Source organism: Methylobacterium sp. AC315 (assembly GCF_979253755.1).
Genome location: NZ_CEEDEA010000038.1, coordinates 14992 through 29988, shown reverse-complemented (window position 1 = coordinate 29988; position 14997 = coordinate 14992). Strand labels below are relative to the sequence as shown.

Sequence of the window (14997 nt, the reverse complement as noted above, 5' to 3'; positions counted from 1 at the left end):
CGTTGGGCCATCGGTTCCGTCCTCTGTCGGCTCAAAAGCCATACTTCAGGGCGGACCACTTCAAAGGGGGACGATCAGCGGCGTGATAGGGAGAACGTTTGTCTCGCGGCGCCGGACGCAGGTTCACGGGCGGTCATAGTCTGTGCTCCGAAGGTCAGGTTGTGGGGGGCCTCACATCAGGCAATCGTTCCGCTCCGGAGAGCTTCCGCACTGCCTCGCATCGCCAAAACGAGCGCCGCGCACGAGCGGCGCTCGCGGGTCCTAGGTTCGGGATGCGGTCGCGAGGGTAGCGCCCAGGCTGGCACGATCCACCGAGGTCTGAACCGTGTGTTCGAGTACGGCGCGGGCCCCGTCGGCCACCACGAGCCAAGCTCCAGCCATCAGAACGATGTCCTTCAGCACGAGGCGCCCCCCGCCGGACAGGTACGGGAAGCCGTGCTGCGCATCGCCCAGCGCCGCCACCCAGGCTTCGGGCGTCGTCACCAGGAACGACAGCGTGACCACCGGCGTCAGGAAGGCGAGCGCCGCGCCTACGAGACCCCAGCGGCGCGAGACCAGCCCGACGAGGACCAGAAGGCCGATGGCGATCTCGACGCTCCCGAGGCCGTTCGAGAACGCGTAGGTGTCGTTCGCCGCCTGCCAAGCGCGCTCGGCGAGCTTGAGTTCGCCCTCGTGGGTGAGGTGCTGCGCGTACTGGTCGGGGTGCCTGTAGAAAAACGACATCAGCGGGCTGTTGGCCACGAACGGGGTGATGCTGTCGGCCTCGTAGGGAGCGAACTTCAACCCCCCGATCCAGATGAAGATGGTGGCGATGGCGACCCGCACGGCGTCCAGGCCGATGCGGTTGGATCTTTGCCCCGAGACGATCCCGAGCACCTGACGGATCTGCGTGTTCATGACGTGGCTCCTTGGTTCAAAAGGTCGGATGCTTGCCAAATTGGCGGCGTTCGACCTTCATGGACGCGGGTCGGGCGCTGCCGTTCACGGCTGGGATTGGGTGCGGACATGACCGCCTGCTTCGATGCCGCAAAGATGATCGCTGGCGCCGGGTCTCGCGATGCCGGCCCGGCGCAGGATGATGACCGCGCGGATCAAGCGCGCCGCGGAGGGGCGCCATGGCGGAGCGGATGACGGATGACACCCTGAGCGGGCTCGCGCCGCTCCTGCGTGTGCGCCCCGTGCTCGATGATGTGTGCCGCCTGGGCGGGGCTTGGACGTCCCCGCACGAACCCGAGCCGAACGGCCACGCCTACTTCCACATCGTCACGCAGGGCTGCGCGCTGCTCGACCGCCACGGGACCGGCGTGCTGCGGCTCGAAGCGGGTGACGTCCTGCTCCTGCCGCACGGCGACGCTCATACCACGCGCGCGGTTGAGAGTGCCGGGCATGCGCAGTCCGTGACCACGGTCCGGCGGATCGGCGAATTGCGGCTGAAGACGACCGTTGGGGTCGAGCCAGACGTCGAGCTGGTATGCGGCCGGCTGAGCTTCGAAGGTGCGCCCCAGAGCCTGATCTTGGCGGCGCTGCCCGACACGATCGTGCTGCGGGTCGGCCTGCAGCCTCTGGCCAGCCGATACAGCCCCCTCGTCGCCGGCATCCGCTCGGAGCTGACCGATATCCGCCCCGGATCGATCGCAATCGCGAGCGATCTCGCTAGCGCGCTGTTCATCATGCTGCTGCGCGCCCACCTCGAAGCCTCCGCGTCGGCCGAGGGCCTGCTCCGGCTCATCGGGCAGCGCGTGACGGCGCAGGCGGTGCTCGCGATGGTGCGCGATCCGGTGCGCGCCTGGACGCTGGACGAGCTGTCCTCGATCGCCGCCGCCTCACGGGCGAGCCTGGTGCGCGCCTTCCGCAAGGCGGTGGACATGGCGCCGCTGGAATTCCTCGCCGACCTGCGGCTCGGGCTAGCCCGCCACCGCCTGCGGACAGACACCAGCTCGCTCGACCAGATCGCGGTTGACGTGGGCTATCAGTCCCAAGCCGCGCTCAGCCGCGCGTTCTTGCGCAAGTACGGCGTCCGTCCGGGCAGCCTGCGTCGGGATGCGGGCGCGCGGATCACGCAGGCGGACAGCTCACAGGCCGGTTGATCCGGCCGGTCATCGGATCGCGCCGGGCCGGCATCAACGGGCGATGCCGCCCCGGCTACCTTCCCCGCATCGGAGGAGGCAGACATGACCGCGATCAGGCGCAACGACAGGTTCACGAACCAAGTGGTGGTCGTCACCGGCGGCACGAGTGGGATCGGGCTCGCAACCGCCACGGCGTTCGCGGCGGAGGGAGCTTCGGTGTTCATCACCGGCCGGCGCCAAGACGCACTCGACGCCGCGGTCGCGGTGATCGGCGGCGAGGCGACCAAGGGCGAAGTGACGGGCGTGCGGGCCGACATGAGCCGGCTCGCCGACATCGATCGGCTCTACGAGACGGTCCGGCAGAACCACGCGCAGATCGACGTCGTCTTCGCCAATGCCGGCGGGGGCAGTTTCGCCCCGCTCGGGGCGATCGATGAGGCGCACTTCGACACGATTTTCGCGACCAACGTGAAGGGCGTGCTGTTCACCGTCCAGAAGGCGCTCCCGCTCCTACGCGATGGCGCGTCCGTCGTTCTCACAGGTTCGACCACCGGCTCGGCCGGCACGCCCGCCTTCAGTGTCTACAGCGCGACCAAGGCGGCGGTACGCAACTTCGCGCGCAGTTGGATCCTGGACCTCAAGGATAGGCACATCCGGGTCAATGTCGTAAGCCCCGGCGTGACTGACACGGCCGGGCTGACCGATTTGTTCGGTAGCGGCGAACAAGCCGAGGCGGTCAAGGCGGGGATGCTCGCAAATATCCCATCGGATCGGATTGGCCGATCGGAGGACGTTGCTGCGGCTGTCCTGTTTCTGGCCTCGGACGCGACCAGCTTCGTTAACGGTGTCGAGCTGTTCGTCGATGGGGGGATGGTCCAGATCTGATCCCCCCTCCCCTCCCCAATGCAGACGCATGAGAAGGCCAAACTTGGTCGCTCTGGAATGATGAGACACCCAGGAGCAGACCTTTTGAAAGACTGCAATGGGTCGTGAGCGGGTGCGACGGCAGTGTCTACTTCTGCCGCCGCCCGGAAGGGGACCATCGCAAATCCACTCATCACAGACTTGCATACGGACAACCTGCAACGACGGGATCTGGCCGAAAGCAGCTGGCCCGCTTCGTAGTAGGTTAAATGGAAAAGCGGACGTTCTCTACAGCGATCCGCGACAATAACGTTCGTGCAGAAAAAGGTCTGCATCGACCCCCGCTGCCAACCACAATGGGCTCTGCTCGCAGGGCTTGATGAAGCGCACCGTGCGCGTCCGGGCCGGCCTGTGGCCGGTGATGGTGGTCAGGAGCTTTTATCTGCCGATCAATGGCCGCTATGCCCTAGCTGGGGCGGCGATCGTGCACGCCCGCATGAGGAGAAATGAGCATCTCGTAAAGATCGTTCTGAGCGTCTGACGCACAGTCCCAAGCGTCGGTCCCGGACAAGCCGGTCCCTCGCGGGGCGGCCGCTTCTCGACCGGATTGCGGCGTTTCGCCGGGAGATTGCCGGAGCCCCGATGTCTAGCCGGCAAGATGTGGCGGCCGCCGAGGCGCTGATTGGTACAGGGCGCGGGGCTCTTCACGGGCGTATCCAACGCCGGTGCAGAGCGTCGAGTAGTGCGCCGCGTGAGAATCCACAATCTCGGCCGGCGGGCGCCGATGGATCAACGCGTTGCCAGATCAGAGCGCCTCGTATTCTGGATTATGGCGTTCGGCTGGGCGGCAGGATCATCGCGGTATCCGGGTCGGAGACGTCGCCCTCCTGCTGTTGATCGAGGGTGAGCTTGGCCGCGAGGTCCGGCACCTGCCCGTTCGCCAATTGCTGCGCGGCCGCGACTTCCTTGTCCCGTGCCTGCTCCGCCGTGAGCTCGCCGCGCACCACTGCCCGAGCTAAGTTCAGGCTCAGGACATTCTCGGCCTCGCTGGCGCCGTAGACGGTGAGCGTGCCTCGCGTTCGGTCCGGAATGACGCTGCCGTTGAAGGTCGCGACGGCGCTAAAGAGGTTGAGCGGAACCTTGTAGGGCAGGCTCTGCTCCAGCACGTCGCTGTGCTTGACCGGGAAGTCGTGCTCGGCTCCGACCTTGTGCACCACCGTCCGCATCCACGGCCCGTTGCGGTACCAGATCAGCAGCGTCGCCGTATGCTCCTGTGGTGCGCCGTACTTGTCAGCGACGGCCTCAGCGGCCTTGCGGGACGGCTCGGGCCAATCCTGCGCAAGGCGCTCGGCCGCCCTCGCGGGCCCCGCGGACAGCGCAAGGAAGAGAGCGAGGATGCATCGGCTGCGGTTCTGCGAAGGCATGTACTTCCCTGACGGCGCCGGGGGCAGCACGGCCTCCTGAAGCGAATGGGAATCGCTGTCACGCCGCCGCGTTGCTCCGGATCTACGCCGGGTATAGGCCGAGCACCCGAGAATGGTTCCAGGGAGACGCCCGATGGCGCAGCCGATATCGCTGGACGTAAACGGGCGCCCGGCGCCCTTGAGCGTGGACGACCCCGATACGCCGCTCCTCTACGTGCTGCGCGATGATCTCGGCCTCCACGGACCGCGCTTCGGCTGCGGGCTGGGCCAGTGCGGTGCCTGCACGGTGCATGTCGATGGGCAGGCGGTGCGCTCCTGCATCACCCCGGTCTCGAGCCTGAAGGCGGGGGCTAAGATCGTAACGCTCGAAGGGCTCGGCAGCCTGGACAAGCCGCACCCGGTGCAGGCGGCCTTCATCGCCGAGCAGGCGGCGCAATGCGGCTACTGCATCAACGGCATGATCATGCAGTCGGCCGCCCTGCTCAACGAGACGCCGAAGCCGGACGCGACTGCGATACGGCAGGCGCTCGCCCAGAATCTCTGCCGGTGCGGCACCCATCAGCGGATCGTGCGCGCCGTCCAGCGCGCCGCCGGCACGCTCTGACGGAGGTTGTTGCCATGAACGCACCCGTCTTTTCCCGCCGCAGCCTGCTTCTCCAGGGCGGCGCCCTCGTCGTGGGCTTCTCGCTGTCCGGCCGCGGCGCCAGCGCCCAGACCTTCGCGCCGGTCGCCACCAACGGATTCGCGAAGCCCGTCGCCCCGGACCGCGTCGACAGCTTCCTGGCGCTCGGCGCCGACGGTCACGCCACGATCTTCTCCGGAAAGGTCGATCTCGGCACCGGAGTCGAGACCGCCCTGACGCAGATCGCGGCCGAGGAACTCGACCTGCCGCTCAACCGCGTGACCGTTGTCCAGGGCGATACGGCGCTGACGCCGGATCAGGGACCGACCTATGGGAGCCTCTCGATCCAGAAGGGCGGCGTCGAGATCCGGCAGGCGGCGGCGACGGCCCGCGCGCGCCTCGTGCAGATGGCCAGCCAGCGCCTCGGCGTACCGGCCGACGCGCTGGTGAGCGAGAACGGCACGGTCCGCCCGAAAGCTGGTGGCCAGGGCCTCTCCTACGCCGACCTCGTGAGGGATGGGCGTCTCGACCTCAAGGTCGATCCGGCGGTCAAGACCAAGGACCCGGCGCAGTTCGCCCTCGTCGGCAAGCCGGTGGCGCGGATCGACATCCCCGAGAAGATGACCGGTCGCTTCACCTACATGCAGGATTACCGCGTGCCCGGCATGGTGCATGCGCGGGTGGTCCGTCCCCCGACCATCGGGGCGGATTTGCAGGTCGTGGACGAGGCCTCGGTCGCGGACATCCCGGGACTGATCAAGGTCGTGCGCCAGGGTAACTTCCTGGCCGTCGTCACCGAGAAGGAGTGGGCGGCCGTGAAGGCCGCCAAACAGCTGAAGGCGACGTGGTCGAATTGGGAGGGCCTGCCCGAGCAGGACAAGCTCTGGCAGCACGTGCGGGCCACGAAGGTCACCAAGGACGACGTCACGAGCAGCACGGGTGATGCCGAGGCGGCGCTCGGCCACGCGGCCCGGAAGCTCGAAGCTACCTACGACTTCGCCATCCACACCCACGGCTCGATCGGGCCGTCCTGCGCCATCGCAGAGCTGAAGGACGGGTTCCTGACCTGCTGGACGGCCTCGCAGATGACGCACGCCCTGCGCAAGCAGCTCGCGGCCATGACCGGCCTCGCGCCGGAGGCGGTGCGCTGCATCTACGTCGAGGGTTCAGGCTGCTACGGCCGCAACGGCCACGAGGACGCGGCGGGCGACGCCGCCCTTCTCGCCCACGCAGTCGGCCGCCCCGTGAGGGTCCAGTGGTCGCGCGCCGACGAGCACGGCTGGGATCCGAAGGGACCGCCGACCCTGATCGACCTGCAGGCCGGGCTCGACCCGCAGGGCAACGTCGCCGCTTGGTCCTCACAGTTCCACATCCCGGAGGGAGCGGCCGGCAACGTGCCGCTGGTGGCGGCCTCACTGGCCGACCTGCCGCACGAGACCACGATGGCGCCCGGCAACATCATCGGCAACTCGGCGCTGCCCTACGCCTTCCCGAACGTGCGCACGGTCTGCCACCGGCTGGCCTCGACGCCGTTCCGGCCCTCCTGGATCCGCACCCCCGGGCGGATGCAGAACACCTACGCCAACGAGGCCTTCCTCGACGAATGCGCGGCGGCAGCCGGCGCCGACCCGCTGGAGTACCGCCTGCGCGCGCTTAAGGATCCGCGCGGCATCGAGGTGCTGAAGCGGGTTGCCGACCTCGCCAAGTGGCAGGCGCGCCCCTCGCCGGTGAAGGACGTCGCCGGCGACGTGCTGCGCGGCCGCGGGATCTCCTACGTGAAGTACGAGCTCAACCGTACCTACGTGGCCGGCGTGGCCGAGGTCGAGGTCAACCGCAGCACCGGGCAGGTGCGGGTGCCGCGCTTCTTCGTGGTCCAGGACTGCGGCCAGATCATCAATCCGGACGGCGTGCGCAACCAGCTCGACGGCAACGTCATCCAGACCGTCAGCCGGGTGCTGCTGGAGGAGGTCACCTTCGATCGCGGCGCCGTCACAAGCCTCGACTGGTCGAGTTACCCGATCCTGACCTTCCCGGACGTGCCCGAGGTCGTGATCAACCTGATCGACCGGCCGAGCGAGAAGCCGTGGGGTGCCGGCGAACCGTCTGCCGCCATCGTGCCGGCAGCGGTCTCGAACGCGATCTTCGACGCGACCGGCGTGCGCGTGCGGTCCGTGCCGTTCACCCCGGCCAAGGTGAAGGCAGCCCTGCAAGGGGCCTGAAATGCGAATGGGCAGGATCGTCGGGGCGCGGCGCCGGTCCTGCGGCGCGGGCCCGGATCGCAGTCTGCCGGACGCGCCGCGGACACCGGGTGGTGCCGCACCCGGCGCTCCGGAACGGTGGCGGGGTTCGACCCGAGGCAAGCATCAACACGTTCGAAGGCGAGACTTCCGATGCGCATACCAAACCGCAGGCCGCTGAGATGGGCCCTGACCGCGGCGCTGCTGGTCGCCGGCCTGTCGCCTTCCGCCGCACATGGTCCGAACGACCCACCGCACCGGCTGGAGTCGCTCGGCGACCTGCCGCTGGAGAGCGGCGAGACGATCCGCGACTTCGCAATCTCCTACGTTACCCACGGGACGCTGAACGCCGACAAGTCGAACGCGATCCTGATGACCACCGCGATCGGCGGCAACCATCATCGGATCGACTTCCTCATCGGTCCCGGCAAGGCCCTCGACACGGACCGGTACTTCGTCGTCGCCACCGACGCGATCGGCAACGGGCTGACCACGAGCCCGAGCAACAGCACGAGCCAGCACGGCACCGCCTTCCCGCACTTCACCATCCGCGACATGGTCGAGAGCCAGAAGCGGCTCCTGGACCGGCTCGGGATCACCCACGTCGTTGCGGTGGCGGGCGCCTCGATGGGCGGCATGCAGGCACTGCAATGGAGCGTCAGCAATCCCGGCTTCATGGACGCCTTAGTGGCGTTGACCCCGATGGCGCGCACCGCGCCCTGGTCGATCGCCGTCAACGAGGCGACCCGCAAAGCGCTGATGCTCGATCCTGCCTTCAAGGACGGCGCCTACGAAAGGCAGCCCGAGCAGGGCTGGCGGCTGCGTGCCGACATCCTGCAGGTGCTGGCTGCCCGGACCCCGGAGGCCCTACGCGGGATCGCTCCGCAGCCCCTCGACATCTTGCCTTGGATGCGCGCACAAGAGGAGGCGGTGCTCAAAGCTGGCTTCGACGCCAACGACTGGATCGCTCAGACCTGGGCCTACGACCGCCACGACATCGGCCAGACCCCCGGGTTCGGCGGCGATGTCCGGAAGGCGCTCGCCGCGATCAGGGCCCGTACGCTGATCCTCACCGGCGGCAACCTTGACCTGTACAATCCAGTCGAGGAGGCCCGCGAGGCCGGCGCCTATATTTCGCAGGCGAGCGTCGTCGCCGTGCCGTCCGTGCAGGGTCACACGACGGCCACGGCGACCAAAGCGGCGGACGTGGATTTCATGAACCGGACCGTCCAGGATTTTCTGGGCGCGGCCGCGCCGCGCGGTCGTTGAGACAGCGAGAGGTCAGACGATGATCGGACAGACGGTGATCGCGATCGGCGCGGCTCTGGCGGCGCTCGCCGCCGGCCCTGCTGCGGCGCAGCAGCAGGCCGCCCCGCTGCAGGTGCCGGCCAAGTCGGTGCCGGTGCCCACCGACGTCAGCCCGCAGATGGGCAAGATCATCGGCCAGCCGCTGCGGCCGAACTGGGACATACACCCGAAGGACGGTGCGGCCTGGAAGCCCGTCGCCGAGGCCAGCGCGGGGGCGCTCAAGAAGCTCGTGCCTGGCATGATCGAGCGCCTGCACGTGAAGGTCGAACGCACGACGATCGACGGGGTGCGGGCCTTCATCGTGACCCCAGAGGTCGTCCCGCCGGAGAACCGCGACCGGGTGCTCGTCCACGTCCACGGCGGCTGCTACGTGCTCAACCCCGGCGAGGCCGGCCTGCCGGAGGCGCTGTTCATGGCCGGGTTCGGCCACTTCAAGGTGATCTCGGTCGACTACCGCATGCCGCCGGAGGCCGTCTATCCGGCCGCCCACGACGACGCCATGACGGTCTGGAGGGCCGTGACGCGGGCGACGGATCCGCGGAAGACCGCGATCTTCGGCACCTCGGCCGGCGGCGCGCTGACCCTCGCCATGGTGCTGCGGGCGAAGCAGGAGGGGCTGCCCTTACCTGCCGCCATCGCGCCGGGCACGCCGATGTCGGACACCACCAAGGTCGGCGACAGCTTCGTGACGAACGCCATGCTCGACAACGTGCTCGTCTCGCCGGACGGCTTCTGCGACGACGGTGCCAAGGTCTACGCGGACGGCCACGACCTCAAGGATCCGATGCTGTCGCCCGTCTACGGCAACTTCAAAGGTTTCCCGCCCACCATCCTGACCACCGGCACGCGAGACTTGCTGCTGTCGAACACGGTTCGCGTGCATCGCAAGCTGCGTGAGGCCGGTGTCGAGGCCTTCCTTCAAGTTGGGGAAGGCCAATCCCATGCTCACTACATTCGAGACGACACCGCGCCGGAGTCCCGAGCGGTCTTTCAAGAGATCGCGCGCTTCTTCGACAAGCATCTGGCGCGGTAGCTTCCCGCGTGGGGCGGATGGCCGCTTCTGCTTACGGGATCGTGTAACAGCCAGCTCTAAGACTGTTGTGGGCGCAAAGCGGCCGGCCGGATCCAGCCGATGACGGAATAGTTGCTCTCGGCGGTCGATGCGGCTGGCTGTACACAAGGCCTCTTTAACATGATCATATGAAAATTTGAGACGCTATAAAGAAGTCAAACGCCTCCAGGAAGCCGACTCAATTCCTCCAGCATCATCTCGAAAGCAAGCTTGCTGAACGTTTCGACAAGCCGACTTCGAGCATGATCCGGCGGAAAAAGAAGAGCAAAACGTACGGGCAAAGAGGGCACAAAAGGCCGGATCTCTATTTCTGAAAATTTCGCCTCTTCATAGGCTGCTAAAGGGTTCATCAAGCTCATACCTAGTCCGGCGGCTACTAACACACAGATTGATGCGCCCAGCCCGGCCTCGACAGAGACTATGGGTTCGACACCCGCGGCTTCGAACACCGCGTCGATCTGCGTCCGCAGCGTGCTTCCCAGGGGCGATGCGATAAACGGCGCATCATGAAAATCAGCCGGCTCCAAACGTTCAAGCGCGGCGAGCGGGTGGGCCGGGGGCAGCACGGCGACACAATCCATCGTCAAGACGTGCTTTGGCGCCGGATCGGTGGCATCACCGTAGATCATCGTGAGCGCCACGTCGCAAAAGCCGGTGGCGATCCACTCGCTCACTGCCGCGTCGCCGCCGGAATGGATCGCGATTGCCACCTCCTGATGCTCGGTCTTAAATCGGGCCACAGCCCGCGCGAGCAACCCACCAGCCAGACGTGGCATCGCGGCGACCCGCAGACGCCCGGAACCGAATGAGCGGATGCGAACCGCCGCAGCTTCTAGGCTCGACAAACCGACGAAGGCTCGCTCGACTTCGGCGGAAAAGCGCATGCCGTCGAGTGTCGGCGCGAGCCGGCCGCCGGCACGCTCAAACAAGGGAAGACCCGTTATCGCCTCGAGTTGCGCGATCAGGCGGCTCACCTGTGGTTGCGAGGTATGCAGGCGCTGAGCCGCCGCTGTCATCGAGCCGGCCGCTATGACAGCCCGGAACGCCTCGACATGCCGGAAACTCATCAGCCGCTTGCGCATATCAAATCCGAATAGACGACCGGCGAATTGGAATTGGACGACGTATGCGCCCCGCACGATAACACCATACCATCGCCTCTGCGGTTCGCTCACAGGCACCCGTCTCGCTACCTTCGCAGAAGCATGAGGACCGAAGCGATGTTGAAATCCTGTTTCGCACTGCTCAGCGTCGCGGTTTGGATAGGAACTGGAGTTCCAGTATCGGCCGAAGGCGAAAGTCGACTGGACAAAATTCGAATGTCTGGACGTATCAACATCGGTTTTCCCGATGCGTCGCCGCCGTTTGCCTTCCTTGACGGATCCGCCAAGCCGGTGGGCTATTCATTGGAGATATGCGAGCACGTGGCCGCGGAGCTCAAGACCGCGCTGGGGTTAGCCAAGCTCGACGTAGGCTACGTTCCCGTCATGTCGGCGACACGGATCCCACTCATCAACAACGGCACGATCGACTTGGAATGCGGCACGGCGAGCAACCTGCCGGAGCGGCACAAGCTCGTGGCGTTCGCCCCGACAACCTTCGTCGCACAGATCGTGCTCGTGGCGCGTAAGGAGACGCCGGTCGACGTGAACGACCTCGCTTCGTTCCGTGGAAAAGCGATCTCAGCTCAGGCCGGAGGTGAGACGCAACGCGTCGTCACCCGGCTCAATGTCCGCGACAAGCTCGACATCCGGATCATGCCAGCCAAGGACACGGCGGAAACCTTCCTGCTGTTGGATAGCGGTCGCGCCGCCGGCTCAGTCAACGACGATGCGCTCGCGCACGCGACCGTGGCGGGCGCCAAGCGCCCAGGCGACTTCAAGATAGGCGTCAAGGGCCTCGAATTCGCACCCTATGGCATCCTCGAGCCCAAGGACGATCCTGACTTCAAGGCTCAGGTCGACAAAGCGGTTGTCAAGCTGATCGAAGACGGTACCGTAGCCAAACTCTATACTAAGTATTTCGAGTCCCCGATCCCGCCCAAGGGTATCAATCTCGAACTTCCGATGAGCGAGATCTTGAAGCGCGCACTCGTCAAGCCGACCGATTCCGGCGACGAAGCCAATTACCGATAGCCGGCACACCACACCATGGCCTCTTCCATATCCGTCGACTCCAGCCCCCACGCCACCGCGGTCGACCTGCGCAGCGATACCGTCACGCGGCCGACCGAGGCGATGTACGAACGGATGCGCACCGCTCCGCTCGGCGATGACGGTCTTGAGGGCGACCCGACCGTGCGCGAACTCGAGGCGACTACCGCCGCGATGCTTGGCAAAGATGCCGGCTTGTTCGTACCCACCTGCACCATGGCCAATCTCCTGGCGATCCTCGCGCAGGTACAGCGCAGCGAGCAGATCCTGCTGGAAGCACAGGCTCACATGGTCACCACCGAGCGTGGGGCAGCTACCTTCACCGGGGCCTTCCTACTTGGAATCACGGGTTGCCGCGGGGCGATGGATCTCAACCGGTTGGAGGACGCTTTACGGCCTTCCGCCAGCCCGCTCCGGACGGCGATGATAGCGCTGGAGACCTCGCACAACGCGGCTGGCGGCGCGGTGCCGCCCGTCTCACACATGGCGGCCGTGGCGGAGATGGCTCGCTCGCGCGGTATCCTTGTCCATCTGGACGGGGCGCGACTGTTCAATGCCGCCACCTATCTCGGGCTCGCACCGGCAAAGCTTGCGGTCCATGCCGGTACGGTGTCGCTATGTCTGTCGAAGGGCTTGAGCGCCCCGGTGGGCGCGGTTCTGACCGGTCCGGATGCCGTGATCGCCAATGCACGACGGATCCGCAAAATGATCGGCGGAACGCAGCGTCAACTCGGCATTATGGCCGCGGCTGGTCTGGAAGCAGTGACGGTGATGGGCGCGCGGCTAGTCGACGACCACGCAAGCGCCCGCCAACTCAGCGATGGGCTGAACGCGCTGCATCCCAGCATCTCTGCAAGTGTGCCGCAGACCAACATCGTTCAAGTCGATCTATCGCGCACCGGCCGAGGTAGCGAGCTTTGGGTCACCGATTTGGAGGCCGCGGGTGTGAGAGTGCGCCCGCTGGGTGAAACCCGGCTCCGGCTCGTCACCCATCGTCACATTGGGCCAGCCGAAATTGACAAAACCGTTGCATTTTTCGGATCATGCTTGAATTATGTAAAATAAAACTTATCATTAACCGCTGGTTATTTTCTGCATAAAATTATGCTTCATAGAAGATTTAGTTTCTGAAAATCACATAACATAAATTCGCATTCGCCATATGAATTTGTTATGATATTTTTTATAAAAGATATTCAGGGCGTCTTCTTTGTCAAGACTAATTTCGACGGAGGAGCTTTATAACTGGCCGGTTCAGTTAGTCAGTCGACTGGCCCTGCAGAAAGCAGCATGTCCGCGTCAGCGAAGTTCGACCGAAAAGGCGGACGGGCTCCAACCGTCCCAAAATTGACGTTGGTGATGGCTGGCCTGATGCTCCAAAGCAGTTGTGGGTAGCGCTCCGGTCTCAACGGTGGAATGAACATGCTTTCACAGCAGGCCGCTCGAACCGCCGGTTAAGCTGGATAGGCGCAGGAGGTCTTCCATGAACGATCAAGAGATTAGACGCGCTCTCGACCAGCACTGGGCAGCCTCGGACGCGTACGATTTTGAGGAAGAGCATCAGATCTATCTCGACGACGCAGTGCTTGAATATCCTCAATCCGGCGAGCGCATCAGCGGGCGGTACAAGATCCAGGCATCTCGTACGGCGCAACCTAATAAGAAACGGTTTGATGTGAGACGGATTGTCGGCTCTGGCGATTTATGGGTGACGGAGTACGTGCTCACGTATGACGGTAAGCCGTCCTACACCGTGAGCATTATGGAGTTTCGCAACGGGAAAGTTGTTCGGGAAACGCAATATTTCGGTGACCCCTTCCCACCGGGACCGTCGCGTTCGCAGTGGGTTGAACAGATTGTTTGACTTCGAGCCCCGGACTGGCAGTGGGAGCCGCCGAGAAGCGAGAGTTCGCTTTCTGGGTTCGGCGGCCGATAGCAGACCAGCAGATATCCACCCAATTGCGCCGTAGGAGGGATCGTACATCCTCGGAAGCAGCCGTAAGAATTCTATCGTTCAGGCCGTGAAGGACGGCCGGAGTAGTGTAGTTACTGACTCATTTAGATTTTCGTGCAAAACTTGCGCCAAAACCATTTTTAAGGGGCGCCAATTCCATCGGCGGCCCACCTGCGATCAGTCCTTCGCGCGATATGCATCCGGTATGACGAACACTTCATCAGATCGGGCGTAGCCGCCATCCTTGACCTCTTCGATCAAAACCATGGTGTGTGGTCGAACGGCTTCGCTGAAGTAATCGACGAACAGGTTGGTCACCTTGTGGACGATCTCTTCCTTCTGCGCCCGGCTAAGCGCAGCCTCCGGGACCTTGATGTTAGCGAACGGCATCAGACTTCTCCGCGGTGGGTGAACTGAACGGCGGCGTGGTAGGCGTCCCGGCCCACTGGCCTCAGCGCTGCTTCTCGCGGGCCTTGCGGACGGCATCGTTCAAGGTCGTCACAGCCTCGTCGAAGCGGTGCTCCGCTTCGGCGTTGCGCTGGAAGGCGACGCGCTGCACGAGGATCTCAGGCGGCGTCGGCTGGTGCTGGAACAGAGCCATGACCTCATCGATGAAGTCGGCCAACGGCAGGTAGCCTTCGCGGTTGGCTTGGCCGGGCGTCAGATCGGTCTGAACCGCCGGAGGCACCAGTTCGATCACCTCAACCCTGCCCTTCAGGACTTCGCGCAACGAAACCGTGTAGCTGTGAATGGCGGCCTTCGTCGCCGAGTAGGTCGGTGTCGCCGCCAGGGGAACGAACGCTAGTCCGGAGGACACGTTGATCAGCACGGCGTCAGGGCGCGCGAGCAGATGCTCGATCAAGGCGTCCGCAATCCGGATCGGGCCGAGCAGGTTGGTGGTTATCGTCGCCTCCGCGTCTGAGAGGTCTCGGGTCTGATCCAGCGTCTCGAAGCGCATGATCCCGGCGTTGTTGATCACCACGTTTAGGGCCGGGTGCTCGGCTACGACCCGCTGCGCGAATGCAGCGATGTCCGCGGCGTCCGAGATATCGAGCGGCAAGGCGTTGATGCCGGGGCGGCTGCTGGCGACCTGTTCCAGTGCCTCCACCCGACGCCCGGCGATGATGACGGTGTTGCCTAGATCGTGAAAGCGATGCGCAAGAGCCTCCCCGATCCCGGAGCCGCCTCCGGTGATGAGAATGGTGTTGCCTGAGATGTTCATGACGGCGACCTTCGTTGTTGTCGCCGACGAAATTATCGATCACGCTCTCCAGGCTGAAGTAGGCACCGAAAA

Annotated in this window: 15 protein-coding genes; 10 read left to right on the top strand and 5 right to left on the bottom strand. The window is 65.0% G+C overall.

The genetic code is table 11. From position 1 onward, the window contains the following. Positions 1-261 precede the first annotated feature (261 nt). Entirely contained in the window at positions 262-897 is a 636-nt protein-coding gene (gene rclC / locus AC0IY0_RS27780; RefSeq protein ID WP_281407075.1) for a reactive chlorine resistance membrane protein RclC, read from the bottom strand. Positions 898-1115: 218 nt separating this feature from the next. On the opposite strand from rclC, the gene AC0IY0_RS27775 reads away from it, so the two are divergent. The 3 genes from AC0IY0_RS27775 to AC0IY0_RS27765 all read left to right on the top strand — a co-directional run bounded on the left by AC0IY0_RS27775 (position 1116) and on the right by AC0IY0_RS27765 (position 3474). Next, positions 1116-2087: a cupin domain-containing protein gene (locus tag AC0IY0_RS27775; RefSeq protein WP_147939799.1), complete on the top strand. Its 972-nt coding sequence runs from the start codon at positions 1116-1118 to the stop codon at positions 2085-2087. 84 nt (positions 2088-2171) lie between these two features. Beyond that, positions 2172-2954, top strand: coding sequence for an SDR family NAD(P)-dependent oxidoreductase (locus AC0IY0_RS27770; RefSeq protein WP_147939798.1), 783 nt, complete (start codon positions 2172-2174; stop codon positions 2952-2954). A 358-nt stretch (positions 2955-3312) separates the two neighbouring features. Beyond that, on the top strand, positions 3313-3474 hold the full coding sequence (locus AC0IY0_RS27765) for a hypothetical protein (RefSeq protein ID WP_187278462.1): 162 nt from the start codon (positions 3313-3315) through the stop codon (positions 3472-3474). A gap of 286 nt (positions 3475-3760) precedes the next feature. On the opposite strand, the gene AC0IY0_RS27760 is transcribed toward AC0IY0_RS27765, so the two are convergent. Beyond that, complete coding sequence (locus AC0IY0_RS27760) at positions 3761-4357, bottom strand: hypothetical protein (protein WP_419830057.1); 597 nt, start codon at positions 4355-4357, stop codon at positions 3761-3763. A 133-nt stretch (positions 4358-4490) separates the two neighbouring features. On the opposite strand from AC0IY0_RS27760, the gene AC0IY0_RS27755 reads away from it, so the two are divergent. The 4 genes from AC0IY0_RS27755 to AC0IY0_RS27740 all read left to right on the top strand — a co-directional run bounded on the left by AC0IY0_RS27755 (position 4491) and on the right by AC0IY0_RS27740 (position 9557). Beyond that, on the top strand, positions 4491-4961 hold the full coding sequence (locus tag AC0IY0_RS27755) for a (2Fe-2S)-binding protein (RefSeq protein ID WP_147939796.1): 471 nt from the start codon (positions 4491-4493) through the stop codon (positions 4959-4961). 14 nt (positions 4962-4975) lie between these two features. After that, positions 4976-7198 carry a xanthine dehydrogenase family protein molybdopterin-binding subunit gene (locus tag AC0IY0_RS27750; protein ID WP_419830058.1) on the top strand — a complete coding sequence of 741 codons (2223 nt, stop codon included), beginning with the start codon at positions 4976-4978 and terminating at the stop codon, positions 7196-7198. Between the two features lie 171 nt (positions 7199-7369). Continuing rightward, positions 7370-8485 carry an alpha/beta fold hydrolase gene (locus tag AC0IY0_RS27745; protein ID WP_471766292.1) on the top strand — a complete coding sequence of 372 codons (1116 nt, stop codon included), beginning with the start codon at positions 7370-7372 and terminating at the stop codon, positions 8483-8485. A 19-nt stretch (positions 8486-8504) separates the two neighbouring features. Beyond that, complete coding sequence (locus AC0IY0_RS27740; protein WP_147939793.1) at positions 8505-9557, top strand: alpha/beta hydrolase; 1053 nt, start codon at positions 8505-8507, stop codon at positions 9555-9557. 194 nt (positions 9558-9751) lie between these two features. Here AC0IY0_RS27740 and AC0IY0_RS27735 read toward each other — a convergent pair whose 3' ends face one another. After that, complete coding sequence (locus AC0IY0_RS27735; RefSeq protein WP_471766291.1) at positions 9752-10678, bottom strand: LysR substrate-binding domain-containing protein; 927 nt, start codon at positions 10676-10678, stop codon at positions 9752-9754. A 237-nt stretch (positions 10679-10915) separates the two neighbouring features. On the opposite strand from AC0IY0_RS27735, the gene AC0IY0_RS27730 reads away from it, so the two are divergent. From AC0IY0_RS27730 to AC0IY0_RS27720, 3 genes are all read left to right on the top strand, one after another. Beyond that, positions 10916-11731, top strand: a complete 816-nt coding sequence (locus AC0IY0_RS27730; protein WP_471766290.1) for an amino acid ABC transporter substrate-binding protein — start codon at positions 10916-10918, stop codon at positions 11729-11731. A 15-nt stretch (positions 11732-11746) separates the two neighbouring features. Beyond that, a complete protein-coding gene (locus AC0IY0_RS27725) occupies positions 11747-12814 on the top strand; it encodes a threonine aldolase family protein (RefSeq protein WP_471766289.1) in 1068 nt (355 codons plus the stop codon). Between the two features lie 418 nt (positions 12815-13232). Further along, a complete protein-coding gene (locus AC0IY0_RS27720) occupies positions 13233-13613 on the top strand; it encodes a nuclear transport factor 2 family protein (protein ID WP_419830063.1) in 381 nt (126 codons plus the stop codon). A gap of 267 nt (positions 13614-13880) precedes the next feature. Here AC0IY0_RS27720 and AC0IY0_RS27715 read toward each other — a convergent pair whose 3' ends face one another. Further along, positions 13881-14093 (bottom strand): tautomerase family protein, encoded by a 213-nt coding sequence (locus AC0IY0_RS27715; RefSeq protein WP_419830064.1) that lies wholly within the window; start codon positions 14091-14093, stop codon positions 13881-13883. Between the two features lie 61 nt (positions 14094-14154). Then, on the bottom strand, positions 14155-14925 hold the full coding sequence (locus tag AC0IY0_RS27710; RefSeq protein WP_419830065.1) for an SDR family oxidoreductase: 771 nt from the start codon (positions 14923-14925) through the stop codon (positions 14155-14157). Positions 14926-14997: the final 72 nt, after the last annotated feature.

Coding starts and splice junctions, on each gene's coding strand:
- rclC (WP_281407075.1), bottom strand. CDS start 897: ATGAACACGCAGATCCGTCAGGTGCTCGGGATCGTCTCGGGGCAAAGA.
- AC0IY0_RS27775 (WP_147939799.1), top strand. CDS start 1,116: ATGGCGGAGCGGATGACGGATGACACCCTGAGCGGGCTCGCGCCGCTC.
- AC0IY0_RS27770 (WP_147939798.1), top strand. CDS start 2,172: ATGACCGCGATCAGGCGCAACGACAGGTTCACGAACCAAGTGGTGGTC.
- AC0IY0_RS27765 (WP_187278462.1), top strand. CDS start 3,313: ATGAAGCGCACCGTGCGCGTCCGGGCCGGCCTGTGGCCGGTGATGGTG.
- AC0IY0_RS27760 (WP_419830057.1), bottom strand. CDS start 4,357: ATGCCTTCGCAGAACCGCAGCCGATGCATCCTCGCTCTCTTCCTTGCG.
- AC0IY0_RS27755 (WP_147939796.1), top strand. CDS start 4,491: ATGGCGCAGCCGATATCGCTGGACGTAAACGGGCGCCCGGCGCCCTTG.
- AC0IY0_RS27750 (WP_419830058.1), top strand. CDS start 4,976: ATGAACGCACCCGTCTTTTCCCGCCGCAGCCTGCTTCTCCAGGGCGGC.
- AC0IY0_RS27745 (WP_471766292.1), top strand. CDS start 7,370: ATGCGCATACCAAACCGCAGGCCGCTGAGATGGGCCCTGACCGCGGCG.
- AC0IY0_RS27740 (WP_147939793.1), top strand. CDS start 8,505: ATGATCGGACAGACGGTGATCGCGATCGGCGCGGCTCTGGCGGCGCTC.
- AC0IY0_RS27735 (WP_471766291.1), bottom strand. CDS start 10,678: ATGCGCAAGCGGCTGATGAGTTTCCGGCATGTCGAGGCGTTCCGGGCT.
- AC0IY0_RS27730 (WP_471766290.1), top strand. CDS start 10,916: ATGTCTGGACGTATCAACATCGGTTTTCCCGATGCGTCGCCGCCGTTT.
- AC0IY0_RS27725 (WP_471766289.1), top strand. CDS start 11,747: ATGGCCTCTTCCATATCCGTCGACTCCAGCCCCCACGCCACCGCGGTC.
- AC0IY0_RS27720 (WP_419830063.1), top strand. CDS start 13,233: ATGAACGATCAAGAGATTAGACGCGCTCTCGACCAGCACTGGGCAGCC.
- AC0IY0_RS27715 (WP_419830064.1), bottom strand. CDS start 14,093: ATGCCGTTCGCTAACATCAAGGTCCCGGAGGCTGCGCTTAGCCGGGCG.
- AC0IY0_RS27710 (WP_419830065.1), bottom strand. CDS start 14,925: ATGAACATCTCAGGCAACACCATTCTCATCACCGGAGGCGGCTCCGGG.